Annotated in this window: 26 protein-coding genes and 1 pseudogene; 15 read left to right on the top strand and 12 right to left on the bottom strand. The window is 58.5% G+C overall.

The window, feature by feature from the left end:
* Window positions 1-15: 15 nt before the first annotated feature.
* The 6 genes from B9Z51_RS02400 to B9Z51_RS02375 form a co-directional block, all read right to left on the bottom strand.
* Window positions 16-1,272, bottom strand: a complete 1,257-nt coding sequence (locus tag B9Z51_RS02400) for a M20/M25/M40 family metallo-hydrolase (protein WP_108371458.1) — start codon at window positions 1,270-1,272, stop codon at window positions 16-18.
* 21 nt (window positions 1,273-1,293) lie between these two features.
* Window positions 1,294-3,807, bottom strand: coding sequence for a tetratricopeptide repeat protein (locus B9Z51_RS02395; protein WP_146187674.1), 2,514 nt, complete (start codon window positions 3,805-3,807; stop codon window positions 1,294-1,296).
* Window positions 3,758-4,054: a hypothetical protein gene (locus B9Z51_RS02390; protein ID WP_146187673.1), complete on the bottom strand. Its 297-nt coding sequence runs from the start codon at window positions 4,052-4,054 to the stop codon at window positions 3,758-3,760. The genes B9Z51_RS02395 and B9Z51_RS02390 overlap by 50 nt, the downstream gene beginning before the upstream one ends.
* Window positions 4,051-5,826: a 2-oxo-4-hydroxy-4-carboxy-5-ureidoimidazoline decarboxylase gene (uraD, locus tag B9Z51_RS02385; RefSeq protein ID WP_108371452.1), complete on the bottom strand. Its 1,776-nt coding sequence runs from the start codon at window positions 5,824-5,826 to the stop codon at window positions 4,051-4,053. The genes B9Z51_RS02390 and uraD overlap by 4 nt, the downstream gene beginning before the upstream one ends.
* Before the next feature lie 112 nt (window positions 5,827-5,938).
* Window positions 5,939-6,889, bottom strand: a complete 951-nt coding sequence (gene puuE / locus B9Z51_RS02380; protein WP_108371450.1) for an allantoinase PuuE — start codon at window positions 6,887-6,889, stop codon at window positions 5,939-5,941.
* A gap of 19 nt (window positions 6,890-6,908) precedes the next feature.
* Entirely contained in the window at window positions 6,909-7,574 is a 666-nt protein-coding gene (locus B9Z51_RS02375) for a GntR family transcriptional regulator (RefSeq protein ID WP_108371448.1), read from the bottom strand.
* 171 nt (window positions 7,575-7,745) lie between these two features.
* Here B9Z51_RS02375 and uraH point away from each other — a divergent pair, with 171 nt between their 5' ends.
* Both uraH and B9Z51_RS02360 read left to right on the top strand, forming a co-directional pair.
* Entirely contained in the window at window positions 7,746-8,099 is a 354-nt protein-coding gene (gene uraH, locus B9Z51_RS02370; RefSeq protein WP_108287030.1) for a hydroxyisourate hydrolase, read from the top strand.
* Window positions 8,100-8,406: 307 nt separating this feature from the next.
* Window positions 8,407-8,982, top strand: a complete 576-nt coding sequence (locus tag B9Z51_RS02360) for a thermonuclease family protein (protein WP_108371444.1) — start codon at window positions 8,407-8,409, stop codon at window positions 8,980-8,982.
* A gap of 37 nt (window positions 8,983-9,019) precedes the next feature.
* Here B9Z51_RS02360 and B9Z51_RS02355 read toward each other — a convergent pair whose 3' ends face one another.
* Window positions 9,020-9,295: a plasmid stabilization protein gene (locus B9Z51_RS02355; RefSeq protein WP_108371442.1), complete on the bottom strand. Its 276-nt coding sequence runs from the start codon at window positions 9,293-9,295 to the stop codon at window positions 9,020-9,022.
* A 4-nt stretch (window positions 9,296-9,299) separates the two neighbouring features.
* Entirely contained in the window at window positions 9,300-9,575 is a 276-nt protein-coding gene (locus B9Z51_RS02350) for a prevent-host-death protein (RefSeq protein WP_108371441.1), read from the bottom strand.
* Window positions 9,576-9,914: 339 nt separating this feature from the next.
* Between B9Z51_RS02350 and B9Z51_RS02345 the strand changes: the two genes are divergently transcribed.
* From B9Z51_RS02345 to B9Z51_RS02335, 3 genes are all read left to right on the top strand, one after another.
* Window positions 9,915-10,427 carry a thermonuclease family protein gene (locus tag B9Z51_RS02345; RefSeq protein ID WP_158272807.1) on the top strand — a complete coding sequence of 171 codons (513 nt, stop codon included), beginning with the start codon at window positions 9,915-9,917 and terminating at the stop codon, window positions 10,425-10,427.
* 68 nt (window positions 10,428-10,495) lie between these two features.
* A complete protein-coding gene (locus B9Z51_RS19045; protein WP_108371437.1) occupies window positions 10,496-10,837 on the top strand; it encodes a thermonuclease family protein in 342 nt (113 codons plus the stop codon).
* 409 nt (window positions 10,838-11,246) lie between these two features.
* Window positions 11,247-12,149, top strand: a complete 903-nt coding sequence (locus B9Z51_RS02335) for a crotonase/enoyl-CoA hydratase family protein (protein ID WP_108371436.1) — start codon at window positions 11,247-11,249, stop codon at window positions 12,147-12,149.
* A 179-nt stretch (window positions 12,150-12,328) separates the two neighbouring features.
* Here B9Z51_RS02335 and B9Z51_RS02330 read toward each other — a convergent pair whose 3' ends face one another.
* The 3 genes from B9Z51_RS02330 to B9Z51_RS02320 form a co-directional block, all read right to left on the bottom strand.
* Window positions 12,329-12,829 (bottom strand): hypothetical protein, encoded by a 501-nt coding sequence (locus B9Z51_RS02330; RefSeq protein WP_108371434.1) that lies wholly within the window; start codon window positions 12,827-12,829, stop codon window positions 12,329-12,331.
* 131 nt (window positions 12,830-12,960) lie between these two features.
* Complete coding sequence (locus B9Z51_RS02325) at window positions 12,961-13,455, bottom strand: hypothetical protein (protein WP_108371432.1); 495 nt, start codon at window positions 13,453-13,455, stop codon at window positions 12,961-12,963.
* A 153-nt stretch (window positions 13,456-13,608) separates the two neighbouring features.
* The gene (locus B9Z51_RS02320; RefSeq protein WP_108371430.1) at window positions 13,609-14,025 is read right to left on the bottom strand and encodes a hypothetical protein; all 417 of its coding nucleotides are present in this window, start codon (window positions 14,023-14,025) and stop codon (window positions 13,609-13,611) included.
* Between the two features lie 616 nt (window positions 14,026-14,641).
* Here B9Z51_RS02320 and xdhA point away from each other — a divergent pair.
* From xdhA to B9Z51_RS02295, 5 genes are all read left to right on the top strand, one after another.
* The gene (gene xdhA / locus B9Z51_RS02315) at window positions 14,642-16,114 is read left to right on the top strand and encodes a xanthine dehydrogenase small subunit (RefSeq protein WP_108371428.1); all 1,473 of its coding nucleotides are present in this window, start codon (window positions 14,642-14,644) and stop codon (window positions 16,112-16,114) included.
* Window positions 16,115-18,475 carry a xanthine dehydrogenase molybdopterin binding subunit gene (gene xdhB / locus B9Z51_RS02310; RefSeq protein WP_108371426.1) on the top strand — a complete coding sequence of 787 codons (2,361 nt, stop codon included), beginning with the start codon at window positions 16,115-16,117 and terminating at the stop codon, window positions 18,473-18,475. It abuts the gene before it with no gap.
* 75 nt (window positions 18,476-18,550) lie between these two features.
* On the top strand, window positions 18,551-18,733 hold the full coding sequence (locus tag B9Z51_RS02305; RefSeq protein WP_108371425.1) for a hypothetical protein: 183 nt from the start codon (window positions 18,551-18,553) through the stop codon (window positions 18,731-18,733).
* Between the two features lie 116 nt (window positions 18,734-18,849).
* Entirely contained in the window at window positions 18,850-20,079 is a 1,230-nt protein-coding gene (locus tag B9Z51_RS02300) for an MFS transporter (protein WP_108371423.1), read from the top strand.
* Window positions 20,080-20,202: 123 nt separating this feature from the next.
* On the top strand, window positions 20,203-21,429 hold the full coding sequence (locus B9Z51_RS02295) for an MFS transporter (RefSeq protein WP_108371421.1): 1,227 nt from the start codon (window positions 20,203-20,205) through the stop codon (window positions 21,427-21,429).
* A 21-nt stretch (window positions 21,430-21,450) separates the two neighbouring features.
* Here B9Z51_RS02295 and B9Z51_RS02290 read toward each other — a convergent pair whose 3' ends face one another.
* Window positions 21,451-21,993, bottom strand: coding sequence for a hypothetical protein (locus tag B9Z51_RS02290; RefSeq protein ID WP_233254797.1), 543 nt, complete (start codon window positions 21,991-21,993; stop codon window positions 21,451-21,453).
* A gap of 118 nt (window positions 21,994-22,111) precedes the next feature.
* On the opposite strand from B9Z51_RS02290, the gene xdhC reads away from it, so the two are divergent.
* The 5 genes and pseudogenes from xdhC to B9Z51_RS19040 all read left to right on the top strand — a co-directional run.
* Complete coding sequence (xdhC, locus tag B9Z51_RS02285) at window positions 22,112-22,909, top strand: xanthine dehydrogenase accessory protein XdhC (protein ID WP_108371419.1); 798 nt, start codon at window positions 22,112-22,114, stop codon at window positions 22,907-22,909.
* 176 nt (window positions 22,910-23,085) lie between these two features.
* Window positions 23,086-24,297, top strand: a complete 1,212-nt coding sequence (locus tag B9Z51_RS02280; protein ID WP_108371417.1) for a urate hydroxylase PuuD — start codon at window positions 23,086-23,088, stop codon at window positions 24,295-24,297.
* 200 nt (window positions 24,298-24,497) lie between these two features.
* The gene (locus B9Z51_RS02275) at window positions 24,498-25,547 is read left to right on the top strand and encodes an adenosine deaminase (RefSeq protein WP_108371415.1); all 1,050 of its coding nucleotides are present in this window, start codon (window positions 24,498-24,500) and stop codon (window positions 25,545-25,547) included.
* Between the two features lie 25 nt (window positions 25,548-25,572).
* Window positions 25,573-25,731 carry a helix-turn-helix domain-containing protein gene (locus B9Z51_RS18350; protein WP_158272805.1) on the top strand — a complete coding sequence of 53 codons (159 nt, stop codon included), beginning with the start codon at window positions 25,573-25,575 and terminating at the stop codon, window positions 25,729-25,731.
* Between the two features lie 46 nt (window positions 25,732-25,777).
* Window positions 25,778-25,906 (top strand): annotated as a pseudogene (locus tag B9Z51_RS19040) (Fic family protein); the annotation flags it as partial.
* Window positions 25,907-25,933 lie beyond the last annotated feature (27 nt).

The raw sequence follows: 25,933 nt of genomic DNA, 5'->3' as shown, positions 1-25,933 counted from the left end.
TCAACGTTTAGTAACTCAGGCCAGCAAATCCAGCAACGTCCGCGCCACCACCTTGGTCGCCCGGCGCAGGTCATCGAGCTGCACATGCTCGTCGGCGCGTTTGGCGTTGGATTCGAGCACGGTGCGCGGCCCTGCGCCGTAGATCACGCCAGGGATGCCGCGCTCCACGTACAGGCGCACGTCGGTGTAGAGCGGCGTGCCCAAGGCGGGGATGGCTTCGCCGAAGACTTGTTCACCGTGTTTTTGGATGGCGCTCACCAGCGGTTGGTTGCCCGCCAGCGGCTTCATGGCGTTGGCCAGCAGCATGCGGCGCACGTCCACTTTCAGCGCATGGCCACCGCGTGGGGGCTTGAAGCTGGCAGCGGCGTCGGCAATGGTTTGGCGGATGCTGGCTTCCACTTCGGCCGGGTTCTCTTCGGGGATCATGCGGCGGTCGAGCTTGAAGCTGACTTTGCCGGGCACCACGTTGGTGTTGGTGCCGCCTTCGATCAGGCCCACGTTCAGATAGGGGTGGGTGATGCCCTCGACCTTGGAAGTCACTTGCAGGTATTGCGTGTTGAGCGCGAGCAGGGCGCTCAGGATGTGCACCGCGCCTTGCAGCGCGTCGGTGCCGCTGTCGGGGATGGCGGCGTGCGACATCTCGCCTTGCACGGTGACTTCCATTTGCAGGCAGCCGTTGTGTGCGGTGACCACTTGGTAGCTGAAGCCTGCGGCGATCATCAGGTCGGGCTTGGTCAGGCCTTTGGCCAGCAACCAGCCGGGGCCCATTTCGCCGCCAAACTCTTCGTCGTAGGTGAAGTGCAGTTCCACGCCGCCTTTGAGGGGGGCCTTGAGTGATTCGAGCGCCCGCGTGGCAAAGGTGAAGGTGGAGAAGTCGCACTTGCTCACGGCGGTGGCGCGGCCGTACATCGCGCCGTTGTGGATTTCGCCGCCGTAGGGCGGGTGTGTCCAGCCTTCGCCGGGCGGCACCACGTCGCCGTGGGCGTTCAGGGCAATGGTTTTGCCTTCGCCATATTTGCGGCGCACGATCAGGTTGGTGATCGACTCCAGACCATAGGCCTTGACTTCGGCGGCGGGCACAGCGTGTTTTTCAGCCTCAAAGCCCATGGGCTTGAGCAGTTCGGCTGTGCGCTCGGCGTGCGGGGCGTTGTTGCCGGGTGGGGTGTCGGTCGGCACTTGCACCAGCGCTTGCAGGAACTTCACCTGTTCGTCGAAGTGCGCGTCGATCCAGGCGTCGAGTTGTTGGTATTGTTGTTGTGTAGGAGTGTTCATGGTGATGTCAATCCAAGTCGTTCAAAGGTTGGGGGGAATGGATAAAGGCGAAGTGTTTTGAAGACGGTGCAAGATGCGCTGAGCATTGACTAATTGTTCCGAAAAAGCTTGTGGGTATCGATTCGACAGGCTCTGATAAAGGCCCACCGCTTCTTGCGCCAATTCCATGGCGTTTTCTCGCTCGTCCAGCTCGCTTAAAAGTTCTGCCTGGTTTTTCAGGCTCCTAGCTAAGACAGGTTCAAATGCTTCGGGTTGTGCCATGGCTAATCGGCGGCGAATGGTTACCGACTCTTGTGACAACGCCAGGGCGTTTTTGCGCTGACCTAGTTTGATCAAAAGAATGGCAAGGTTGTTCAGACTTGCTGCCAAGTCCGGTTCAAAAGCGTGCGGCTGTTCCAAGGCTAGACGGCGGCGAATATCAATCGCTTCTTGTGCTACCGGCAGGGCCTTTTCGTGATTGCCCAGTTCGCTCAAACGATTGGCTAGGTTGCTCAGGTACCCGGTCAAGTCCTTCTCAAACGCGTTGGGATTTTTCTGGGCCATTAGACGAAAGATGTCAACTGCCTCTTGCGCCGCAGCCAAGGCATTTTCGCGCTGCCCCAGCGCGCTCATATAGTTGGCCAAATCGCCCAGGTTCGCGGCCAAGTGGGGCGCAAATGATTGCGGATATGCCTGATGTAGTTGGCGATTAATGTTCAACGCTGCATGCGCATTGTCTAGGGCATTTTCGTGCTGGCCCAGGTCGCTCCAACGGGCAGCTAGATTCCTCAGGCTTTGGGCCAAGTCTGGCCTAAACGTTTGGGGTTGCGCCTGAAGCAAGTCCAAGTAAATGTCCACCGCCTCTTGCGCCACGGTTAGGGCGTTTTCGCGCGCGCCTGAATTAGCCAAAAAATAAGCGTGTTTATTCAATTCTTGTGCGCGTTGGACCCGTGCTGAGATGACGGCATCATCTGACGATTGATCTGTAGTTTGAATCCCTTGGGGTTGGCTCAAAACCACAGCCAAACGTGGCATGCCGTGCCAAGTGGTTTGAGTGGTCGTGGCGTTACGCCAGATATGGGCTTGTTTTTCAGTTCCAAAAGGCGGTTGAAGAACTGTTATCAGCCAATTTTCTAATTGGTCAGCTGTTTGCAAGCGCACAGTTTGGTCGTAGCAAAGCATGTTCCAGCGTTGCAGCAGAGGGGCGGCATGCACTGGCTCAAGAGTAGTCAGCAGTTGATGAAGTGCTTGGGCATCATGTCCTTTGTGATCGAAATGGATGTGACTGGCCGTCGCTTGGGCGGGGTGACGGATGCTTTGCCAATGGACTAAAAGCTGGGCCGCCAGCAGGTCGGGCTGCATGGGTGAGTAGGCTTTTGCGCTGGCAAAGTTAATCTTGTTAGATGTACTGGGAAACACTTGCCCAAGGGCATTGAGGACTTGTTTGTGCTTCTGAGATGTCCATCCCCAGCTATGTGCGAGTAGTTGCAGTTGTCCGTGGTCTAGTCCGCTCATCAGCGTAGCGAAGGCGTGCACTTGCATCATGGCGTGTTCACCCTCCACTGGGTTCATCCCTTGTCCTTGGGCCGCGCGGGACCAGTGCTTAGCTTCGTGCTCAATCACTGCTTGCAGCAATGGGCTGCCAGTGTGCCAAACGGCTTGAGCCTGCTCACTCCAACACAGAGCCAATGCAGCCAAAAACAGAGGCGTGGAATGCAGAGGGCTATTGTTCAACCATTGTGTTAGGTGGGGGCGATTCTCGGGTGCAGTGACCCATGCTTGCTTTTCGATAGGCAAGCTTTCGTACAACAAAGCCAGGGCAGATATTTCGGGTAATGCCTGCAACTGCAAAGGTTGCTGCAGGGTGTAGGCGTTGCAATCGTTGCGCTCAAGCAAGGTTTTAACTGGGGCGCTTTGGCGGCATAACAACAGCAAGCGCAGACGTTTGATGTTTTTCTGATTTGTTTCGTGGCCCAAGGCCTGTGCTGTGCTGGCCACACAACGCAAGAGCAACGCCATCCGATCAGGCGAGTGTTCAGGGTAGTCCACCACCACAAGAACATGACCCTTGCCCCATTGCAAGCTCAAGCTTTCAGAAAAGTCTTCGAGTTGACTAATCCATAGGGTTTGCCAGCATTGTCCGTTGTGTTTCTTTTCAACTTGTAGTGCAGTTGCAAATTCAGCGGCCAAACGTGTTTTGCCATAGCCGCCATCAGCTTCAATGATGCAGATCGAGCATGGCTGGGGGGTATTTGCCCAATTTCGCAGCTCTGCCATTTCGGCATCGCGGCCAAGGAATTTGCTCCAACGGCTGCGCCATGTCAGTCGAGTCGAGAAGCTTTGGTTGCTAGCAGGGGCATCCCATGGCACTCCGGCATTCAATGGGCGCTGGCCTTGTATCGTGACGATGTTGGTCATCGAATTGCCGAAACCCCAAATACGGATACTGTTTAGGAATTTGCTTTGCGCTAGGCCGAACATATTTTGTCTTTCGCGTTGCTGACGCCTAAGGCGTTTTTTGAAAAGCACTTTGCAACAGGGGAAAGAGGGAGACAAAGAGACCTGCAATCGTGGCCCAATTGCTCCAACGGCCAAGACTATCGCCCGTTTTTTCGTCGGAGCTTGCTGCTGTTTGCGAAAAGTTGACTTCGTTGTGAACGTGGTTACCCCAGCCGATAGTTTGAATTTTGTTGACCCAATGTTGCGTGGTTTTACGTTGGCCGATCCATCCTGCAAACACAAGCGCCCAACCTAGCCACGGAAGCCACTGCAATAGCGAATGAATTGCAAGATGATTGCTCATGACAATTCCTGAGAGAGTTGGTTCAAAACATGGGTGAAGGCGTCGACACAGAGTTGCATGTCGTCGCTGGTGGTGGATTCGAGCGGGTTGTGGCTGATGCCCGCGTTTTCGCCACGCACAAAGAGCATGGCTTGCGGCATGACTTCGTGCAGCTTCATCGCGTCGTGGCCTGCGCCGCTGGGCAGCTTGAACAGCGGCACGCCCAAGGCGCTGACTGCGCGTTCCCAGCGGGCTTGCCACTCGGGGGCGCTGGGGGCAGCGGCGGCGCTCATGGTCAGTTCGGCTTTGACGCGCACGCCACGGCGCTCGGCAATTTGGTCGAGTTGCGCCATCACATCGGCCACCAGCGCGTCGCGCTGTGCATCGGTCGGGGCGCGCATGTCCAGGCTGAACAGGCAGCGGCCCGGCACCACGTTGATGGAACCGTTGGGTACTTGCAGCTGGCCAATCGTTGCGACCGAGTCGCCGTCTTTCGCGGCGCGTTGTTCCATGTAGAGCGCCAGTTCCGCCACGGCGCAGGCCGCGTCGCGGCGGCGGTCCATGGGGGTGGTGCCCGCGTGGCTGGCGGTGCCGATGATTTCGCACAGGTAGCGCACGCTGCCGTTGATGGATGTGACCACGCCCAGCGGGATGTTCACTTCATTCAGCACCGGGCCTTGCTCGATGTGCACTTCGATAAAGCCCAGGTACTGCGCCGGGTCGCGCTGGATTTTGGCGATGTCGTCGATGCACAGGCCAGCGTGCTGCATGGCCGCACGCATGGTGATGCCGTCGGCGTCTTGCTGGTCCAGCCAGGTGGGGTTGAACTGGCCAATGAGCGCGCCCGAGCCGAGGAAGGTGGCTTTGTAGCGCTGGCCTTCTTCTTCGGCAAAGGCGACGACTTCGATCCCGAAGGGCAGGCGCATGGCTTGTTTGTGCAGCTCGCTCACGCAGGCCATGGGCACAAAGATGCCCAAGCGCCCGTCGTACTTGCCGCCGTTGCGCACGGTGTCGTAGTGCGATCCCGTGAGCAGGTATTTGCCACCTGCAGCGGCCGGGTGGTAGCGGCCCACCACATTGCCCACAGCGTCGGTGTAGACCTCGTCAAAGCCGCAGTCGCGCATGTTTTGCGTGATGCGTTGGGCGCAGGCCCGGTGCGCGTCGGTCAGATAAGTGACGGTGAGTTGGCCCAGTTCGGCAAAGCCGGGGTCAGAGTGTTGGGCCAGCTTTTCTTGCCAGTCCCAGACCTGGTGGCCCAGCGTGGGCTCCACGCCAAACTTGTCGTTCAGGCGGATTTCGACGATGCGGTGGATGTTGCGCAGGCACTCTTGCAATTCAAATTCTGGGTGACCGTGCAGGCGGCGCTCAAAGGCGTCGATGATCTGCTGCTTGTTGTAGCCCACGCCCCGTGGGCCGCGCACGGCCAGGATGAAGGGCCAGCCGAATTTGGCGTTGTAGTCGGCGTTGAGCTTTTGTATCTTGGCGAACTCTTCGGGCGTGCAGTCGGTCAGACCCGCCTTGGTTTGTTCGTTGGTGGATTCGGCGGTCAGCGTTTTGCTGACCATGGCCTTGCCCGCCAGCTCCGGGTGAGCGCGGATCAGGCCCAGCTGCGCGTCGCGCCCGGCGTGCGCCAGCACTTCGCACATGGCGTGCTTCAAGTGAGCCAGCGAGGTGAAGGGACGTTCGTTGAGCGCCTGCTCGGCGATCCAAGGCGAGTGCTCGTAGAGGCCGTCGAGCATCTGCGCGGCGTCGGCGTGCGATGCGCTGTTGAGTTGTTCCAAGGTCAGTGTCATTTGTGTCCTGGTGCTGTTTTAGACTTTTGTGGGAGCCCCGCCCTCGGGGCGATGTCTCGTGGTCTGCGAGGATTCTTCGCGGCGGGGGCGCCGCTCCTACAGGGGGATGGATTTAGCCGGCATACGGGTGCGTGGCTTTCCAATGCCGCGCAATGTCGATGCGCCGCGCCACCCAGACCTTGTCGTGCGACTGGATGTGGTCCAAAAAGCGTTGCAGCGCGGTGATGCGGCCAGGCCGCCCCAGCAGGCGGCAGTGCATGCCGATGCTCATCATCTTGGGGGCGTTGTCACCACTCGGGTCACCCTCGGCATACAGTGCGTCAAAGGTGTCCTTCATGTACTGGAAAAACGGGTCGGCATGCGAATAGCCCTGGGGCAGCGCAAAGCGCATGTCGTTGCAGTCCAGGGTGTAGGGCACGATGAGTTGCGGCGCATCGGTGCCGTCGCTCTTCTTCACTTTCATCCAAAACGGCAGGTCGTCGCCGTAGTAGTCGCTGTCGTATTCAAAGCCGCCAAAGTCGGCCACGAGACGCCGCGTGTTGGGGCTGTCGCGCCCGGTGTACCAGCCCAGGGGTCTTTCGCCTGTGAGCTTCTGGATGATCTCCATCGCCTCGGCCATGTGGGCGCGTTCGGTGGCTTCGTCGATGTTTTGGTAATGGATCCACTTGAGGCCGTGGCAGGCGATGTCGTAACCCAGCTCCTGGAAGGCGGCGGTCAACTCGGGGTGCTTTTGCAGCGCAGTGGCCACGCCAAACACGGTGAGCGGCAGGCCGCGCTTTTCAAACTCGCGCAAGATGCGCCACACGCCCGCACGCGAACCGTACTCGTAGATGCCTTCCATGCTGATGTGCCGCTCGGGGAAGGACGCGGGGTTGAACATCTCGGACAAAAACTGCTCGGAACCCGCATCGCCATGCAGCACCGAGTTTTCGCCGCCTTCTTCGTAGTTCAAGACAAACTGCACCGCCACGCGCGCGTCGCCGGGCCATTGGGCGTGCGGCACTTGGCGGCCGTAGCCTTTCAGGTCGCGGGGGTAGGGGAGGGTGCTGTCGTAGGTGCTCATGTGAGTCGATGAAAGGGGTTCAGGCCAGGGCCAGGGAAATGTCGTGGGTGGGGACTTTGCGGTCGAAGGTCAGGCTGGCTTCGACGTGCAGCAGGTGCTCGTGCATCAGCTGCACGGCCAAGTCCGAGTCCTGTGCTTCCAGCGCGGCCACGATGGCCACATGCTCGTCGGTCGAATGCTCGGCCTCGTTGCGCGACTGGTACATCAGCGTGATCAAGGCGCAGCGCGAGATCAGCTCACCCAGCACCTGGGCCAGCACATCGTTGTGCATCAGCTCGGCCATGCGCACATGAAAGTCGCCCAGCAGTTCTGTGCGGCCCGTCACGTCGCCTTGCGTCACGGCTTCGCGTTCTTGCTTGATATGCTCTTTCAGCGCAGTGATTTGTTCAGGCGTGACCTGCTGCACAAAAGCGCGGGTCATTTCGGCCTCCAGCATGCGGCGCACGGCAAAGACCTGCTGGGCTTCTTCCACTGAAGGTGCTGCTACAAACGCGCCACGTGCGGGCTCCAGTCGGATCAGGCGGTTTTGCGACAGCTGAAACAGCGCCTGCCTGACCAAAGTGCGCGACACGCCAAAGTGGTCAGCCAGCTTTTGCTCGGCCAGTTTGGAGCCGGGCAAAAGCCTGTGCTCCACGATGGCGCGGGTCAGCGATTCGACGATGTGGTGCGTGGTGGAGGTTTCCATGTCTCGCAGTCCCTTTGACGGGTGTTTTTATAGGTGTTTTTGGACCTGTGGCGCAAATCATAGCCACTAAATGCAAAATTGTATACACTTCGGTCGACCGGTTTGGCTGAGCTCCAAAAGCCCTGCCAAAAACACCCTTTTGACCCTTCACCAACACAAGCGAGCCACACCATGGGATTGAGCACACACGTTCTGGACACAATGCACGGCTGCCCCGCTGCGGGCATGCAGGTTGCGCTGTACACCACGCAAGGCGAGCAGGCCACCTTGGTAAAAAGCTTCACCCTCAACCACGACGGCCGCAACCCCGACGGCATGTTGTACGACCACGCCAGCCTTCGCAAAGGCACTTACCGCCTGGTGTTCGATGTGGCGGGCTACTTCAAGGCCAAAGGCGTGGAACTGCCCGAGCCCAACTTTTTGAACAAAGTGAGCCTGGACTTCGGTGTGGCGCACGAAGACCAGCACTACCACGTGCCGCTGCTGGCCAGTCCTTGGAGCTATTCGACTTATCGGGGGTCTTGAGGTCGGTGCGGGTGGGGTGACTGTCGTTGTCAGGGCTGATTACGCGCCCCACAGTGTCGATAAAGGCGCAGCCCAAATGTTGTTGCCCAAGGGCAGGGTTTCATCGCCGTCGTAAATCTCGGAATTTGACTCCGTGAAATTCGGAATGTAAGTCCGTGAAATGCGGAATGATGTGGGGTAGAAGTTGTTTACTTGAATTGAGCATTCGCTCAGGCGAATATAGATAACTTTCACAGCTGGCCATGCGTCTACCCATGCTTAAGCGTTGAAACTTTGCGCCGCAGTGGCGGCTCCGATACCATGCCGCATGTTGCGTTTTTCATTCATTTTTCTGTGTTTGTTTTTGACGGCCTGTGGCGGAAGTGATGGCATCTCTTCACTGTCGGCTTCAGGTGCGAGCTATTGCGGCATGCCCTCAGGTGCGCAGCGCATCGCAGGCAAGGTCACATCGGTGCACGACGGCGACACCATCACTGTGAATGGTGAGTCCATCCGACTGGGCAGCATTGACGCCCCGGAATTGGCGCAGGCCTACGGTTCGCAGTCACGCGACCATTTGTCTGCGCTGGTGCTGGGGCAGCAAGTCACCGTCACCTACGCCGAAAAAGACCAGTATGACCGGGTGCTGGGCACCGTGTTCACACCCGATTGCAGCAACGTGAACTTGAGCCAAGTGGCCTCGGGGGCCGCGTGGTATTACGAGGCTTACAAGTGTGAGATCGACATCCAGCTGCGGATGGCGTATGCAACGGCACAGACCACGGCCAAGGCATCGTCGCGTGGGCTGTGGGCTGCGCCTGCGATGGCACCCTGGGTTTTTCGCAATGGGGTGGATGCCAAAGTTCCAGCTTCGTGTCCGAATGGGGATGGACCGAGTGGTTAATTGGGATCTGACCCCAATTCATGCCAATTCATGTGAGTCAATACACCGTGTCGTGATCGCCCACATTGACGAGAATGATCTGCTGGTCTTGAATGATCAGCTCTAAGGTGATGCGGTATGACAGGTTGATGGATACCGAGTGCAAGCTTGCCAGACGACCCGATAAGGCATGTAAACGCAAAGACGGGTGGTGTGGGTTGAGCTCAAGTAGCCCTAGTGTTTTGGCGTAGGGGTTGCGCAGCTCGGGGTGGCGTTTGAGAAAACGCACCGCACGGCGCATGTAGCTGTCAGTGATGACCAGCGTGTAGGGCATGGCCTTAGTGTGCTGCTGTGTCGTTGAGCAAAGCGTCTAGGCGTGCCATGTGGTCTTGCGCGCTTTCTTGCACAGATCGGCCTGCTGCAACGTCAGCTTTGCTTTGCATCAGTGCAGCTTCAAGCTCACATTCACGCAGGTAGTGGTATTGCGCCATGTCCATGACGACAAACCGATCTTTGCCACGTACCGAGATGGTGGCCTCGGTGTGATCGGTCAGCACCGATTCAATGGCGGCTATGCCGCGCACTTTGAGGTCGTTGGCTGTGAGTTGTGTCATGGCATCATGATATTGAACGGAAGAGGGTGTGATTCTCGGTGTTGTTGATCGTGCTGTCAATCACGCGATTTAGGAGGTGAATCGTAAAAAAGCCCACGCGGGGGGCAATCCATCGAACTTAAGCCACTACCCCAGCTGGAAAGTTGGGTCTGCCTGCAGCAGTGTGTGAACATTGTTTCCCTTCAAAATTATTCATAACACTCCAACAGAATTAATTGGGGTCAGATACCGATTGTTTCTTCTTTGTGAGCAGTTCAGGCTTGATTACCATGCTGCATGCGCTGCGTTTTATTAATTCTTTGGTGTTTGTTTTTGGCTGCCTGCGGCGGCGGAGATGGTGTGTCCCCGGAGTCTGTTTCGGGCGCGACTTATTGTGGCGCGGTCACGGGGGCGCAGCGCATCGCTGGCAAAGTCACATCGGTGCACGACGGCGACACGATCACAGTAAACGGTCAGTCCATCCGGCTTGACAGCATCGACGCCCCGGAATTGGCGCAAGCTTATGGCGCGCAGTCACGCGAACATTTGTCGGCGCTGGTACTGGGTCAGCAAGTCACCGTCACATATGCGCAAAAAGACCAGTACGACCGGGTGTTGGGCACGGTGTTCAAGCCCGATTGCAGCAACGTGAACTTGAGCCAAGTGGCTTCCGGTGCCGCCTGGTATTACGAGGCCTACAAGTGCGAGATCGACAGCCACCAGCGCACGGCTTTTGCGGCCGCGCAGGCATCGGCCAAGGCGGCGGCGCAGGGTTTGTGGGCCGCACCTGCAGTGGCCCCCTGGATCTTTCGAAACGGGGTAGATGCCAAAGTTCCGGCTTCGTGCCCCAACGGAGACGCACCTTCCAATTAATCGGGATCTGACCCCAATTAACGACTGGCCAGCATCGACGCCCCCGAACTGGATCAAGCCTATGGTCTATCTTCGCGTGCACATTTGGCCGCCATGGTCTTGGGTCAAAGTGTCACCGTCACTTATGCCGAAAAGACCAGTACGACCGGGTGTTGGGCACCGTTTTCAAGCCCGATTGCAGTCAGGTCAACTTGAACCAAGTCGCGTCAGGTGCGGCTTGGTATTACGAAGCTTACAAATGCGAAATTGACATCCGGCAACGCCAAGCTTATGCATCTGCACACGCAGCGGCCCATGCAGTCAAAAAAGGTTTGTGGGCCACCACCGCAGTTGCCCCTTGGGTGCATCGCAACGGGGTGGAGGCCAAAGTGCCCGCTTCATGCCCCAACGGGGATGGGGCTTCAAATTAATTGCTGATCTGACCCCGTTTTCATGAATGCCGAATCAGTGCCTGTCCCCGTTCACCCGAAATTCAGTGCCAATTCAACCTAGAAAACGCAGTTGAACGCGCCCGAGGGTGCAGTCCTGGGGGCAATGGCCAGGCGCGAGGAGGACGCAGGCTGCACCCCTGCAACGACGAGCAACACCGCCAGTGCCCCCCAGGGCTGTGCCATCGGGTGCGTAGCGGTATCACCCACAAGGTGAGCGTCTTCGTGATCACGGAGTTCAGGATATGTAAGGGTTTCCTGCGGGTTCAAAGCGGTCAACTGCGTTTTCTAGGCTCATGCCAAGCACTATAGTCAAGCGCACTGTTATCCCGCTGGCCGCGTTCGCCTTGAGGTGACCGACCCGGCATCATCATTCCCAACAGGAGACAACATGCCCGATTTTTCGACTCTGAGTATCCAACCCGACCAAGGTAACCCGCGCGTGGCACGCCTGTTGCTCAACCGGCCGGAGCGCCTGAACGCCATCAACGAAGAGACGCCTCGGGAAATCCGCGCCGCAGTGGAGTGGGCGAACGCCGAGCCCTCGATTCACGTCATCGTGGTTGAAGGGGCGGGCAAAGGTTTTTCCGGCGGCTATGACCTTAGCATTTTCGGAGAAGGTGACATCGACCACCCCTGTCAGCAGGAGCGCACGCCATGGGACCCGATGGTCGACTACGCCTACATGAAGCGCAACACAGAGGACTTCATGAGCCTGTGGCGCAGCGCCAAACCAACCATTGCCAAGGTGCATGGCGCGGCGGTGGCCGGCGGCAGCGACATCGCGCTGTGCTGCGACTTGCTGGTCATGGCCGAGGATGCCCGCATCGGTTACATGCCCACCCGCGTCTGGGGCTGCCCCACCACGGCCATGTGGACCTACCGCCTGGGGCCCACGCGGGCCAAGCAAATGATGTTTACCGGCAATGTGATCGATGGGCGCACCGCTGCGGCCTGGGGCTTGGCCAACGACGCGGTGCCGCAGAGCGAACTGGAAACCGCCACGATGGCACTGGCCAGTCGCATCGCCAGTGTGCCGTCGAGTCACTTGGCCATGCACAAGATGGTGGTCAACCAAGTGATGCTGGCCATGGGCCTGGAGCAGAGCCAGCAAATGGCAACGGTCTTCGACGGCATCACGCGCCACAACCCCGAGGGCGTTTGGTTCCGGCGCCATGCGCAGGAACATGGCTTCAAGTCGGCCGTTCAGTGGCGCGACAGCGGCCAGCCGATTCCTGAGGGGGATGAGGCCCGTGCGCTGATTCGGGAAATGGATGCGCGACGCCAACCCTGACCGCACTGACGAGCTGGGCGAAGACCCTGATTGAACCCAGTCGCGTCGGGTGCGGATTGGTCTTCATGAAGCTTGCGAATGCGAAATCGACATCCGGCATCGCCAAGCGTGTGCAACGACAAGTGCAGCGGACCTAAAGCCAAAAAGGTATGTGCGCCACCAATGCTGTGGCTCCTTGGTTACAACGCAACGGAAGTGGGGCTAAAAATTAATCGGTATCTGACCCCAATTAATCCGAGATCGACAGCCACCAGCGCACGGCTTTTGCGGCCGCGCAGGCATCGGCCAAGGCGGCGGCGCAGGGTTTGTGGGCCGCACCTGCAGTGGCCCCCTGGATCTTTCGAAACGGGGTAGATGCCAAAGTTCCGGCTTCGTGCCCCAACGGAGACGCAGCTTCCAATTAATCGGGATCTGACCCCAATTAACTGCAGCAGGGCCACCATCTGACGGGTCGGCAGACGAGGTCGGCCCGCCTTGTAAATGCTGACACTGGCAACCACAGAGACCAGACCAAACAAGTCCAGATCCTCGATCTTCTTGCCCGCCTTGACTTGGCGAGGCCAGCACTGGGCCAGAGATGCTTCGATTTCTTGCCAAGGCATGCGGTTGGCCAGCACCGCCAATGGGTGGCGTAAATCGATCATCTGATCCAAGCGGTTACGGAAAAAGTCATCGGTCATGGCGCTGCTTTCAAATACTCCCAGAAAACAGGCTCCATTGAATATATATTTGAGAGTTCTGGCCATCCGGATTCACCCAGATCACGAGCATTCATGCGGGTTGCAGGGGTTTTGCAGGGACGACAAATTAATCAAGGGTTAGGCTGCGCCAAGCCAATATCAGCTGAATGCGCTTGGACCAGTGAGTCAATAAGTGATTTGATGTGTGGAGGGTGTTGAGGCCGTTTATTTAGCGGCGGTACCTTGACCCCGTTTCCAAAGACGCCAGATAAGCCACCTGCAATGAACAATAGAGAAAGACCAAATGTGAATGGCACAAGCGCAAGACCGATAAGAGTCAGCAGACAACCTTCGCCAGTTTCGGCAAACTCTTTCTTGAGGTCTATGGCTTCTTCATCAGATGGGTGGTATAAATCGCTGTCTAAGCCGAGAATGTCGTCTCGGAATAGTTCAGACTGCCCCCTTCCCGCCAGGGGCATCTGAGGATCGTTACTGAACTTTCCAAACGTTCGATACTTATCAAAATGATCAAGGAGAGTTTGTTCGACATCCCACGCATCCTTTCGGAATGCGAACAAGAGCTCACATTCGATCAACTTCTCATCACCAAGCTGCGCGAAGCGCATGCGGTCAACTAAGCTGGTTTTTGATGTGTAGCCGAGTTTGTAAAAGGTACCTTGCGGAGCCTTTAGCCGTGCGTAGTAGACGTGGCCTGAAGGGTCTCTCGGTCTGCAAAACCATCTCGACACTTTCTTAAACACTAGCGACTCTCTGAAAATTTATTCGACTCTGGCGGTTTTATCGTTTGCTGGGTTTCTTCTGTATTGTCCACTTGGGAAGATAGATAGTCGCTTAACTTGCCTCCCCGCTTCTATCGCCAGGACCACGGCAATAACTGCGGCAAACATTTTTCCTTCCGCGCTGCCCCCATGGAAACCACTGACACCGGTAAAAATAACAAATGCACATATCAGGACAAAACCTCGAAGCAAGCCAGATACCCATTTGTCTCTTATCACAATTTTTCCTGCCACAAGCTTCCATCTCAAAATGAAATAGCCAAAAACCATAACGTAACCAATAATTGTTGCGCCACCTGGCCCACCTGTTGCGAGCGACTGAACAGCCGCTAATAAAACAATACTCGCAAAGATCGCTCCTAAATACACCAAGGCTAGTTTGATTTTGCTACTCATATATAGCTCCTTAATTGTGTTGTGTAGTGATGCTCAACGTAAAAGTGATCGACGTGCAGCAGCAAATTACTGCGCGAAGAAATTAATTAAGATCTGACCCTAATTAATCCTGCCATGGGGAACTGACGCCAATTAATCTTGATTAATAGTTGCCGCTTAAGTTGAAGGTCGAGGGAGTGAGTCCCTCGAACTATCGTTTTTAGTTTCGTAATTAGACGCCGCAACCGCAAACTTGTTTGCCGTTGTAAGCCGTGTAGCAACGATATGGGGCATTAGGTGGGCATGACGCCATAACTACAGCACCGTAAGCCAGTAAAGCTATTGCAACAGCTAATTTTTTCATATGATTCTCCATTTGACGCACCAATTGTGCGTTGAAATTGTAACTTGTAATGAATTTATTTGTGAAAATTTGTCAAAAATGAAATGGAGCGAGATCCCTATGGCACTACCTTGTGCATGTTGAACCAAGATCTGTTCACGAGCCACTATGCGTTGGATAGTCAATGGCGACATGTGGGTCAGATCCCGATTAATCCGTCGAAAAAGCCTGCCATGCAGGCGATGCTTCTTTAGAATCCAAGTCTTACCGTTTATTTACCCACCTCCCCGCACCATGACCCAAGTCACCAACACCGTGCGCTTTGTGCTCGACGGCCGCATCGTCGAAGCCCAGGGCGAGCGCCGCACCACCACTGTTCTAGACTATTTGCGTGAGCAAATGCACCGCACCGGCACCAAAGAGGGCTGCGCCGAAGGCGATTGCGGCGCTTGTGTGGTCATGGTGGGTGAGCTCAACGCTGCAGGCACGGGCGTGGACTACGTGGCGACCAACGCCTGCATCCAGTTGCTGCCTTCGCTGGACGGCAAATCGGTCAAAACCGTCGAGAGCCTGAAAAAAGCCGATGGCACGCTGCACCCGGTGCAGGCCGAAATGGTCAAGTGCCACGGCTCGCAGTGCGGTTTTTGCACGCCCGGCATCGTGATGAGTCTGGTGAACCTGGTGCAGGTCTTGCCCATGCCCAATCGCCAGCAGATCACCGATTCGCTCAGCGGCAACCTGTGCCGTTGCACCGGCTACAAGCCGATCATCGAGTCGGCCACCAAAGCCTGCGCCAAGCCTGAGGCCTTGAAACTGGACGACAGCGCCGATGTGCCCTTGCTGAAAGAAATCAAGCGTTCCAGCGTGCCCACGCTGAGCCTGGACGGCGACATCATCGTCCAGCCCGTCGTGCGCACCAAGAAGGGCAACGAGTTCGTGTCGCCCGCCACCATCGCCGAGGTGGCCGACTATCTGGTCAAGAACCCCACCACAACACTGCTGGCAGGCAGCACCGAAATCGGTCTGCAGGTGAACAAGCAGTTCAGCCGCCCCGAGCACATCATGTATTTGGGCAATGTGGCCGAGTTGCGTCAGGTGATAGAAACGTCCAGCGCCTGGCGCATTGGTGCGGCCGTGTCGCTCACGCAAGTCGAAGCGCTGGTGGCCAAGGCTTATCCCGACTTTGCCGAAGTTCTGCGCCGCTTTGGCTCACCCCCCATCCGTTCCACCGCCACCTTGGCGGGCAACATCGCCAACGGTTCACCCATTGGCGACACCATGCCTTGCCTGATGGCGCTGGGCGCCAACCTGGTGCTGCGCCGTGGCGACAAGACCCGCAAGGTGCTGCTGGACAACTTCTACACCGGCATGAAGAAAAACGTGATGGAGCCCGGCGAGTTCATCGAAGCGGTCGAGCTGCCCAAGCCCGTGGCGGGTCAGGTGTTCCGCGCCCACAAGGTGAGCAAGCGTTTTGAGCAAGACATTTCGGCCACCTGCGCCGCCATCAGCTACACGCTGAAAGACGGCAAGTTGAGCGGCGTGAAGCTCGCCTACAACGGCTTGGCCCCATCGCCTTGCCGTGCCCCCAAGCTGGAAGCCGTGCTCGAGGGCAAGTCGCCTTCGGACGTGAAAGCGGCTGACCTGGACGCGGCGATTGCCGCCAGCTTCACCGCTCGCGACGGCCTGCGCGCCACTTGGGGGTATCGCGCATTGGTGGCTCGTAACTTGGCTTTGGAATTCATCGAAGAACAGAAAGAGGTGGCTTGAATGAACGCTCCTACCGCACTCAAAAACCTGCTGCCTGTTTCGGGCGTCCAGCAAGGCACCGACATCGTTCACGAGTCCGCGCACTTGCACGTGACCGGCTCTGCCACCTACATCGACGACATCCCTGAGCACGCAGGCACTTTGTATGCCGCACTCATCTTGTCGCCCGTGGCGCATGGCGAGTTGATTGGCGACGGAATCGACCGCGCAGCGATTATGAAAGAGCACGGCGTCGTCGCGGTCTACACAGCCAAAGACATTCCTGGCGAAAACAACTGCGGCCCCATCATCCATGACGACCCGTTCTTGGCCGCTGGCAAGGTCGAGTTCATCGGCCAAGCCGTGGCGGTGGTGGTGGCGCGCGAGATGCTCTACGCCCGCGAAGCCGCCAAAAAAGCCAAGGTGCTGGTGAAAGAGCTCACGCCAGTGTTGACGATCGAAGACGCGATGGCCGCCAACAGTTTCATCATGCCGCCCAAGGGCATCACGCGCGGTGACGCCGCAGCGGCCATTGCCAACGCGCCCCACAAGATCAAAGGCAGCACCAACACCGGCCAGCAAGAACAGTTCTACTTGGAAGGCCAGATCACCTACGCGGTGCCCAAGGAAGACGGGCAGCTCACGCTGTACGTGTCGACCCAGCACCCCGACGGCAACCAGCGCGAAGCCGCGCACGCCCTGAACCTGCACACCAACGACGTGGAGGTGATTTGCCGCCGCATGGGTGGTGGCTTTGGTGGCAAAGAAGGCAACGCCAGCATCTTCAGCCAAAGCGCCGCCTTGGCCGCGCACAAACTGGGCAAGCCCGTCAAGCTGCGCGTGAACCGCGACGACGACATGACCATCACCGGCAAGCGCCACGATTTCCGCATCGACTACGAAGTGGGCTTTGACGACAGCGGCCGCGTCTTGGGCGCTGACATCACCCTCATGTCGCGCTGTGGTTACAGCACCGACTACTCGGGCCCCGTGAACGACCGTGCTTGCTTGCACATCGACAACACCTACCACCTGCCTGCGCTCAAGCTGGTGAGCCACCGCTGCAAAACCAACACGCAAAGCGCCACCGCATTCCGTGGCTTCGGCGGCCCACAAGGCATGTTCGGCATCGAGACGGTGATGGACGAGATTGCCATGACTTTGGGCAAAGACCCACTGCAAGTGCGCAAGCTCAACCTCTACAAAGACCCGGCCATCAGTGGCACGCCCGACACCATGACCACCCAATACAACCAGCTCATCGAAGACTGGGTGGGCGACAAAGTGATCGATCAGGTCGAACAAGAATCCAAATACGCCGAGCGCCGCGCCGCAGTGCAAGCCTTCAACGCCAAGAGCAAAACCCGCAAGCGCGGCATGGCGCTGGTGCCTTTGAAGTTTGGCATCAGCTTTACGGCCACGCACCTGAACCAGGGCGGCGCGCTGCTGGCGGTGTACATGGACGGCTCGGTGAGTTGCAACCACGGCGGCACAGAGATGGGCCAGGGCCTGAACACCAAGATGGCGCAGGTGTGTGCCGATGGCCTGGGCATCAGCGTGGACCATGTGCGCATCACCGCCACCGATTCGCAAAAAGTGCCCAACGCTTCGGCCACTTCGGCTTCGAGCGGTGCCGACATCAACGGCGCGGCCATCATGAACGCGACCGCGCAAATGCGCGAGCGCTTGAAGCCCGTGGCGGCGCGCATATTGGCTTGCGCTGAAGGCGATGTGACTTTCGCGAACAACGAAGTCCACGGCGGCGGCAAGTCCGTCAAGTGGGCCGACTTGACCAAGCAAGCGTACATGGAGCGTGTGGGCTTGTCGGTCACGGGTTTCTACATGACGCCCGAAATCAAATACGACTTCACCACCCTGAACGGCCGTGCTTTCTATTACTACTGCTACGGCGCTGCCGTGAGCGAAGTGGAAATCGACACCCGCACCGGCGAGTGGTGGCTCAAGGCCGTGGACATCGTGCACGATGTGGGCCGCAGCATCAACCCCGCTTTGGACAAAGGCCAAATCGAAGGCGCGTATGTGCAAGGCATGGGCTGGCTCACCATGGAAGAGTGCATTTGGGACAAAAAGGGCAAGCTGCTCACGCACGGCCCCAGCACCTACAAAATTCCAGTGGCAGGCGACATTCCTGAGCACTTCAAGGTGAGCTTGTTCGACAACGCCAACCTCAAACCCACGCCTTTCAACAGCAAGGCCACCGGCGAGCCGCCTTTGATGTTGGGTCTTTCGGCCTTCTTCGCACTGCGCGATGCGGTGGCGGCCAGCGCCGACCACAAAGCCGTGGTCTACATGGACGCCCCGGCTACGCCCGAGCGCATCTTGATGGCGTGTGAAAAAGCCAAGGCCACTGCAGGGCTGTGATGGCTTGAGCCGGATGCCTGAAGCGGTTTCAGGCATCTTGTCACTTTGATCCATCCAGCCCACAGGAGCAGGCCCATGTCAGACGATCCACGGTGCTGCGGCACTGGCACTTGCATCATCAACGCCGAAGGCCTGTGCTGGTGCGGCCAGCGTTGGGACGGCGAGAAGATGTGTTTCATGCCCGAGCCTGCGGCAGCGCAAACGAGCCCTCAAAACGCCCAGCCCAACACGCAGATCTCTCGCGCTGCGCAAGACTGACTCAGCTCAGGCATGGCCCACAGAACCTGCCCGCGTGAGGTCTTGCAAAGTTTGAAGCAGGGCACAAGGCCGCCACGTTGACCTCTTCAGTCGCCCCTGCACCATCCCCACCCGCCATGCACTGGCGAGACCCTTTCCGGGTCCGGAGTTTTCGCTTCCAGTGGCCTGCCGACCTGGCCACGTCCTGGGCTTTCGAGATGGAGTCCATCGTGCTGGGCTGGTTCATCTTGGTCGAGTCGGGCTCGGTGATGATGCTGGTGGTGTTTGGCTCCTTGCAGTACCTGGGCTCATTGGTCTCGCCCATGTTTGGCGTGGTGGGTGACAGGCTCGGTTATCGGCGCATGCTGGTCCTGTCGCGCGCCCTCTATGCGGCGCTGGCCGCCACCTTCATGCTGCTGGCCTGCTTGCAAGCCCTCACGCCCATGATCGTGTTGTTCATGGCGGCCTTGGCGGGCCTGGTGCGCCCCTCGGACATGATGATGCGCAACGCCTTGATTGCACAGACCTTGCCGCCCCGGCATTTGCTGGGCACCTTGGGCATTTCGCGCATCACCTCGGATTCGGCCCGCATCGCGGGGGCCTTGGCTGGTACGGGTGTGGTCGCCTGGCTGGGCATGACCTGGGCCTATGCCCTGATCACGGCGCTTTACACGCTCAGCTTTGTGCTCTCTCGCGGGGTGTCGGACGTGCCCGCCCCAGCCCATGACACGGTGCGCCTTTCGCCCGTGCGCGATTTGCAGCTGGCTTTTGGCTATGTGTGGACGCGCCCGGTGCTGATGGCGGCCATGGCGCTGGCGTTTTTGGTCAACCTGCTGGCCTTTCCCTTCTCTTTGGGCTTGCTGCCCTATGTGGCCAAAAACATTTACCTGACCGACCAGACGGGCCTGGGCTGGCTGGGCGCCAGCTTTGCCTTTGGGGGCCTGGTGGGCTCGGTGGTGCTCAGTTCGCACCGCTTTGCGTTTCGCGCTGCGCAAACCATGGTGCTGGCCGGGGCGGTGTGGTTTGCGGTGGATGTGCTGTTCGCCTTCAGCACACGTTTGGGCGTGGGCATGGCCTTTCTGTGGGTGGCGGGCCTGGCGCAAAGCCTGAGCATGACGCCGCTGGCCGCTGTGATGCTGCGCGCCACAGAGCCCGCCTACCGGGGCCGAGTGATGGGCATGCGCATGCTGGCCATCTGGGGTTTGCCATTGGGCTTGCTCTTGTCGGGCCCGCTGATTGACCGCTGGGGCTATGCCGCCACAGCTGGCATGTATTCGGCTTTGGGGCTGATCTTGACCGGGGCCATGGCGGTGCACTGGCGTGCGCACATTTGGGACCGCAAAGCTCCGGCCAACGCGCCCCTTTAACAGGGCTGTTTGGCTCGTGGCCCCCTGTGACGCAAGCGACAGCGCCAAATTGCGCTTGGGCGCACATTATTGGGGCACCTTGGCCCAGTGAATCACTGTCTGGCCTGCCAGCGAAAACCGACCATGACGACCTCAACTTCTTCATCTGCCCCAGCTGCTCATCCCGACGCTGACCACCCCCGTGTGGTGAGGGGTTTGCTCAACATCGCGCACGCGCTGGATCATTTGTTTTTGCTGATTTTTGCGGCGGCAGTCAGCACCATCGCGGCCGATATGGGACTGGCCCAATGGCAAGACCTCATGCCCTATGGCGCGGGGGCGTTTTTCATGTTCGGACTGGGCTCCTTGCCTGCTGGGCGGCTGGGTGATCTGTGGGGTCGCCGCAGCATGATGCTGATCTTCTTTTTGGGCATTGGCGCGGCGTCCATCCTCACGGCGTTCACACAAACGCCTTGGCAACTGGCAGCCAGCCTGACGCTGATCGGCTTTTTCGCCTCGATCTACCACCCGGTGGGCATTCCCATGCTGCTGGAGCGATCTTCCAACCCGGGGGCCACCATTGGCTTCAATGGCCTGGCGGGCAACCTGGGTGTGGCGGTGGCGGCTTTGCTCACGGGCTTTTTGATCCAGTGGCAGGGTTGGCGTGCGGCCTTTGTGGTGCCGGGTGTGTTGGCCTTGGTCTGCGGCTGGGTGTTTGCCCGCGCTTGTCCGCAAGAGCTGTCGTCGCCCGCCAAGCGCAAGGGCGGTGCCAAGGTCAGCCTGCCCGCGCCCATGCTGGCACGGGCCTTGGTGGTCATGACGGCAGCGGCCATCACCAGCAGCGTGTTGTTCAACTTCACCACCAATGGCAATGGACCTTTGATCACCGAGCGCTTCAAAGGCGTGATGGAAGACCCTGCCGCTTTGGGCTTGTTGTTGGCGCTGGTCTACGCCGTGGCATCGGTGGCCCAGGTGGTGGTGGGGCACCTGATCAACCGTTTTCCGCTCAAGCGCTTTTTCATGTTCATGGTGATGGCGCAGATTCCCATGCTGGTGCTGGCCTCTCAGGCGCAGGGCTGGTGGCTGTTTGCGGCGCTGATTGGGGTGATGGTGTTCATCTTCGGGGCGATTCCTTTCACCGATTTCATGATCGCCCGCTATGTAGACGACCGCCTGCGCTCGCGCGTGTCGGGCATGCGCCTGGGCGTGTCGTTTGCGGTCAGCTCCTTGTCGGTCTGGGCCTTGGGGCCGGTGGTCAAGGCCATGGGCTTTGGCAGCTCGCTCTTGCTGTTGGCAGGCTTTTCGGTGGCCACGACCTTGATTTTGACTTTGCTGCCTGGGGCCGCGCACGAGCAAGCGCCTGTCGGTTGAAGCGGGTAGTAGCTCAGGGCTTCAGTCCTGGCCTTCTGTGAGGGTGTCGAGCTGGAATTGGCCGCTTTGGTGCCACAGCCACACGTCGGTGTAGGTCACTTGACTGAGGTTTCTGGGGGTGGGGTAGGGTGCAGCGGCTTTGACCAGGCGTTCGATCTCGGCCATCACCTGGGGGGCATGGTTCGGTGCACGTTTCCATTTCAAGGCCTTGACCTTGCCCTGGTGGTCAATGTCCACGTCGAGAACTCCCACAGCCATCAGCATGGGGGGCAGGCGACCTTTGTAAATGCGTTGTTTGTTCAGGCCGTACAAATGGCTGGCAGCGTCCACGCGGTACTCTTTGGCACTGTGGGCGATTGATGATGCTGCCGCGCCAGAGTTCAGCGTCTCCCGCAAAGTCCCGCCTGTGTGGGTCTGGGCGGTGCTTTGGGTTTCAGGTGCAGTTGCCGTAGGGGGGGCCGTGCAGGCGTGCAGCAAAGACAAGAGCGCGGCCCACATGGCCAGTCCAGCTGCGCGTCCTGGCGCTGACGTTTTGCGTTGCAGTGTTTTCAAAACTTGATTCATGGCGGGCAGACGGTTCACCATTTTCGTTGGCATACTCTGAAGTTGGCCGCCATTGTGGCATTGACTTGCCCAACTTGGGGCACACCACGCAGTCGTAAGACCCTTGAACGGAACAACAGTGAATTGGATTGAACAAGCGCTCCAGCGGTTGAACGCAGAAATCGCCGTGGTGGTGACCGTGATGGCCACACAGGGCTCCGTTCCCCGAGGTCCGGGCACCCGCATGGTTGTTTTTGCCCAAGGCGAAGCGGGCACCATTGGGGGTGGGCATCTGGAGTTTCAAGCGCTGGCCCATGCCCGCTTGTGGCTGAGTGGTCAGACCACCCAAGCGCGGCTGCGCCAGGTGCTGGGCCCCAGTTTGGGGCAGTGCTGTGGGGGTGCGCTCGATTTGCACTTTGAGCGGGTCAGCGCCAGTGACGCGGCCCGCCTGCGTGAGCAACTGAACCCGGTTCGCATCCCGCTGGCGCTGTTTGGCGGCGGGCATGTCGGCAAAGCCTTGGTCAATGCCCTGGCCCCCTTGCCTTTTGCCGTGCGCTGGATCGACAGCCGGGATGAAATTTTCCCCACTGACGTGCCTGATGGCGTGGACTGCGAGCACTCCAACCCGGTGCAAGCCGCCGTGGCTGATCTGGCCCCCGGTAGCCGCGTGCTCATCATGAGCTTTAGCCACGCAGAAGACCTGGACGTCGTCATGGCCTGCCTCAAACGCCTGCGTGAGCAGGCCGATTTGCCCTTCGTTGGCCTGATTGGCAGCGCCACCAAATGGGCCACATTCCGCCATCGCCTCGAAGACCGGGGCTTCAGCGCCGAAGAGATCGCGCACATCACTTGCCCCATCGGGGTGGCGGGCATCACGGGCAAAGAGCCCGAAGTCATTGCTGTCGCAGTGGCGGCACAACTCTTGCAAACACTCTGAGCCACGCGCTCTGGTTTTCCCTGAGTCCATCAGGGCGGGATGTGCTGGATTCATGGGTTAAAACTGTATACACTTCGGTGCACTGGTCGCAGCGGCGCAAGAACCCTTGAGGTTCATGTTCGCGACCGAATGACCGCTCACAGGGCCCGCGGTGGTGAGCTGGTTGGAGATCCTTCATGGAAACTTATCTGCTGGACTGGGCCAATCTCTTGTTGCGATGGGTGCATGTCATCACCGCCATCGCCTGGATTGGCTCCTCGTTTTATTTCGTCTTTCTCGACAACAACCTGCAAAAACCCAACTCGCCCGACTTGCTCGAAAAAGGCGTTGGCGGTGCGATGTGGGCCGTGCATGGCGGTGGTTTTTACAACCCCCAAAAGTACATGGTGGCCCCCAAAATCATCCACACCAAACTGCACTGGTTTTATTGGGAAAGCTATTCCACCTGGCTCAGCGGTTTTGCGCTGTTCACGGTGCTCTACCTCTGGAATGCGGGCACCTTCCTGATCGACAAATCACTGATGGACTGGTCTCCGGCGGTCGCGGGTGCGGCGGCAGTGGGCTTTTTGGCCGCTTTCTGGATCGTCTACGACGTCGTCTGCCGCGTGTTCGGTTTTCGCAAAAATGGCGAGTTGATCGTGGCGGGCCTGATGATCGTGGTCATCGCTTTTGCCTCTTGGTTGGCCAACCACCTGTTTGCTGGCCGGGCTGCATTTTTGCTTGTGGGCGCAATGATCGCCACCAGCATGAGCGCCAACGTGTTTTTCTGGATCATCCCTGGCCAGCGCAAAGTCGTGGCGGCCATGACCAGCGGCGCGGCCTATGACGCCAATGCCCTGGCCATCCACGGCAAGCGCGGCAAACAGCGCAGCGTGCACAACACCTATTTCACGCTGCCCGTCATCTTTGCGATGCTGAGCAACCACTACAGCTTCTTGTACACGCACGAGCACCGTTGGGTGCTGTTGTTTGTGATGATGTTTGCCGGCGCCTTGATCCGCCAGTTCTTTGTGCAGCGCCACGGCTACCACCTGGGCCGCGCTGCCAACCCCTGGCCGTTTGCGGCTGTGGGTGTGGCGCTCTTGCTGGCGGTCATCGTGGCATTGAAGCCCGCCGCGCCTGTTGTGTCAGCCGCGCCGACTGCGCCTGTGGCTTTTGCTGAAGTCAAAACCGTTTTGGCCCAACGCTGCTACATGTGCCATGGCGAGCAAGTGCAAATGAAAAACATCCGTTTGGACAACCCGGAGTTGGTCAAACAAAACGCCCAAAACGTCTACCAGCAAATGGTGGTGACCAAACAAATGCCCATGAACAACGCCACCGGCATCACCGATGACGAACGCGCCTTGATCGGCCGTTGGTTCCAGGCGGGTGCCAAGGTGGATTGACCGTTCCTGAGCTGTTGCGGCTTGCTGGCCCCATGTGCGGGCAAGCTCGGGCGGTTTGAGATGTCGATTGGCACACGCGCTTTGCGGATGGCGCCAGCGTGTCGCCGTCCACAATCCGTGTGAATTCTTGCCGCAAGGGGTCGTCAGGGTTGGGGCTCTCGGATTAACATGAATGCCTGTTGTCATTTCGAAGGCTGAATATGTTCAAAGTCCATGCCATTGCCCCTCAACGATTGCCCGAATTGCTTCGGGTCATGCCCAAAGCCGAATTGCATATCCACATCGAGGGCTCGCTGGAGCCCGAGCTGATCTTTGCACTGGCTCAGCGCAATGGTGTGCAGCTGCCCTATGCCGATGTGGCCGCTTTGCGCAGCGCCTATGCATTTACCAACTTGCAAAGCTTTTTGGACTTGTATTACGCCGGGGCCAGCGTGTTGCTGCATGAGCAGGATTTTTACGACATGGCCTGGGCTTATTTTGAGAAAGCCGCCGCCGACCATGTGGTTCGGGCCGAGTTGTTTTTTGACCCACAAACCCACACCTCCCGGGGCGTAGCCATGGGCGCGGTGATCGAGGGCCTGCACCGTGCCTGCGTGGATGCGCAGGCCAAATGGGGCATCAGCGCGGATTTGATTTTGTGTTTCTTGCGCCATTTGTCTGAGGACGATGCGCTGACCACATTGGAAGAGGCCATGCCTTGGCGTGATCATTTCATCGGTGTGGGCTTGGACTCCAGCGAAGTGGGTCATCCGCCTGAAAAATTTGCCCGCGTGTTTGCGCGGGCCCGTGAGCAGGGCTTGCATGTGGTGGCCCATGCCGGCGAAGAAGGGCCGCCTGCTTACATCTGGAGCGCGCTTGATACGCTGCATGTCGAACGCATCGACCATGGCGTGCAGGCTATCCACGATGCGGCATTGATGAAGCGCTTGGCAGACAGCCAGGTGCCGCTGACGGTGTGCCCCCTGTCCAACCTCAAGCTTTGTGTGTTCAAAAATCTGGCCGATCACAACCTAGGCCAGATGCTCGATGCGGGTCTGTGTGTGACGATCAACTCGGATGATCCAGCCTACTTTGGCGGCTACCTGAACGACAACTACCTGCAAACCTTTGCGGCCCTGCACCTGAATGCACAACAGGCCTACAAACTGGCCGCCAATAGCATTGAGTCGAGCTTTGCACCTGAGGAAGACAAGCATCGCTGGATTCATGAACTCAAGCGGTGTTTTCAGGGGTTTGTGGAGCAGGATTGAGGGCTGTGCCTGTCAAAATTGCACGATGCTCAAGCAAGAATCCCAGCACACCGAATGGAAAGAAATCTGGCGCGGTGACTACCTGCGCTGGGTGTGTGGCTTTGCCAATGCGCAAGGCGAGCGTTTGCTGCTGAGGGTGAATGACAAAGGTCAAACTGGTCAATGGCGAGATGAGCCGCGTTGAATTGATGATCGATTTGGGTCTGAAAGACTAAAAACACTTCCACCTCCACTACCAGCAAACGGCTTTGACCTTGAGCGTGCTGGAGATGTCGGTGCCCGATAAACCCCAGAGTCGTCTTCAAAAATACAGACTGACTCAAGCAGGTCGACGCTGGCTTGACCGTGGTCTGGGATAAACTCCAAACATGTTGAATACTTTTGTA

The sequence above is a fragment of the Limnohabitans sp. T6-5 genome, from assembly GCF_003063315.1.
Classification (GTDB): domain Bacteria; phylum Pseudomonadota; class Gammaproteobacteria; order Burkholderiales; family Burkholderiaceae_C; genus Limnohabitans_A.
Note: the sequence above shows the minus strand (reverse complement) of the source record. Positions and strands in the feature narration are given on the sequence as shown.

Coding starts and splice junctions, on each gene's coding strand:
- xdhA (WP_108371428.1), top strand. CDS start 14,642: ATGACCCAAGTCACCAACACCGTGCGCTTTGTGCTCGACGGCCGCATC.
- B9Z51_RS02355 (WP_108371442.1), bottom strand. CDS start 9,295: ATGCCCTACACGCTGGTCATCACTGACAGCTACATGCGCCGTGCGGTG.
- B9Z51_RS02325 (WP_108371432.1), bottom strand. CDS start 13,455: ATGCGCTTCGCGCAGCTTGGTGATGAGAAGTTGATCGAATGTGAGCTC.
- B9Z51_RS18350 (WP_158272805.1), top strand. CDS start 25,573: ATGCTCAAGCAAGAATCCCAGCACACCGAATGGAAAGAAATCTGGCGC.
- B9Z51_RS02275 (WP_108371415.1), top strand. CDS start 24,498: ATGTTCAAAGTCCATGCCATTGCCCCTCAACGATTGCCCGAATTGCTT.
- uraH (WP_108287030.1), top strand. CDS start 7,746: ATGGGATTGAGCACACACGTTCTGGACACAATGCACGGCTGCCCCGCT.
- B9Z51_RS02320 (WP_108371430.1), bottom strand. CDS start 14,025: ATGAGTAGCAAAATCAAACTAGCCTTGGTGTATTTAGGAGCGATCTTT.
- B9Z51_RS02360 (WP_108371444.1), top strand. CDS start 8,407: ATGTTGCGTTTTTCATTCATTTTTCTGTGTTTGTTTTTGACGGCCTGT.
- B9Z51_RS02375 (WP_108371448.1), bottom strand. CDS start 7,574: ATGGAAACCTCCACCACGCACCACATCGTCGAATCGCTGACCCGCGCC.
- B9Z51_RS02280 (WP_108371417.1), top strand. CDS start 23,086: ATGGAAACTTATCTGCTGGACTGGGCCAATCTCTTGTTGCGATGGGTG.
- B9Z51_RS02305 (WP_108371425.1), top strand. CDS start 18,551: ATGTCAGACGATCCACGGTGCTGCGGCACTGGCACTTGCATCATCAAC.
- B9Z51_RS02400 (WP_108371458.1), bottom strand. CDS start 1,272: ATGAACACTCCTACACAACAACAATACCAACAACTCGACGCCTGGATC.
- B9Z51_RS02295 (WP_108371421.1), top strand. CDS start 20,203: ATGACGACCTCAACTTCTTCATCTGCCCCAGCTGCTCATCCCGACGCT.
- B9Z51_RS02300 (WP_108371423.1), top strand. CDS start 18,850: ATGCACTGGCGAGACCCTTTCCGGGTCCGGAGTTTTCGCTTCCAGTGG.
- B9Z51_RS02335 (WP_108371436.1), top strand. CDS start 11,247: ATGCCCGATTTTTCGACTCTGAGTATCCAACCCGACCAAGGTAACCCG.
- B9Z51_RS02330 (WP_108371434.1), bottom strand. CDS start 12,829: ATGACCGATGACTTTTTCCGTAACCGCTTGGATCAGATGATCGATTTA.
- puuE (WP_108371450.1), bottom strand. CDS start 6,889: ATGAGCACCTACGACAGCACCCTCCCCTACCCCCGCGACCTGAAAGGC.
- B9Z51_RS02390 (WP_146187673.1), bottom strand. CDS start 4,054: ATGAGCAATCATCTTGCAATTCATTCGCTATTGCAGTGGCTTCCGTGG.
- xdhB (WP_108371426.1), top strand. CDS start 16,115: ATGAACGCTCCTACCGCACTCAAAAACCTGCTGCCTGTTTCGGGCGTC.
- uraD (WP_108371452.1), bottom strand. CDS start 5,826: ATGACACTGACCTTGGAACAACTCAACAGCGCATCGCACGCCGACGCC.
- B9Z51_RS02290 (WP_233254797.1), bottom strand. CDS start 21,993: ATGAATCAAGTTTTGAAAACACTGCAACGCAAAACGTCAGCGCCAGGA.
- B9Z51_RS02350 (WP_108371441.1), bottom strand. CDS start 9,575: ATGACACAACTCACAGCCAACGACCTCAAAGTGCGCGGCATAGCCGCC.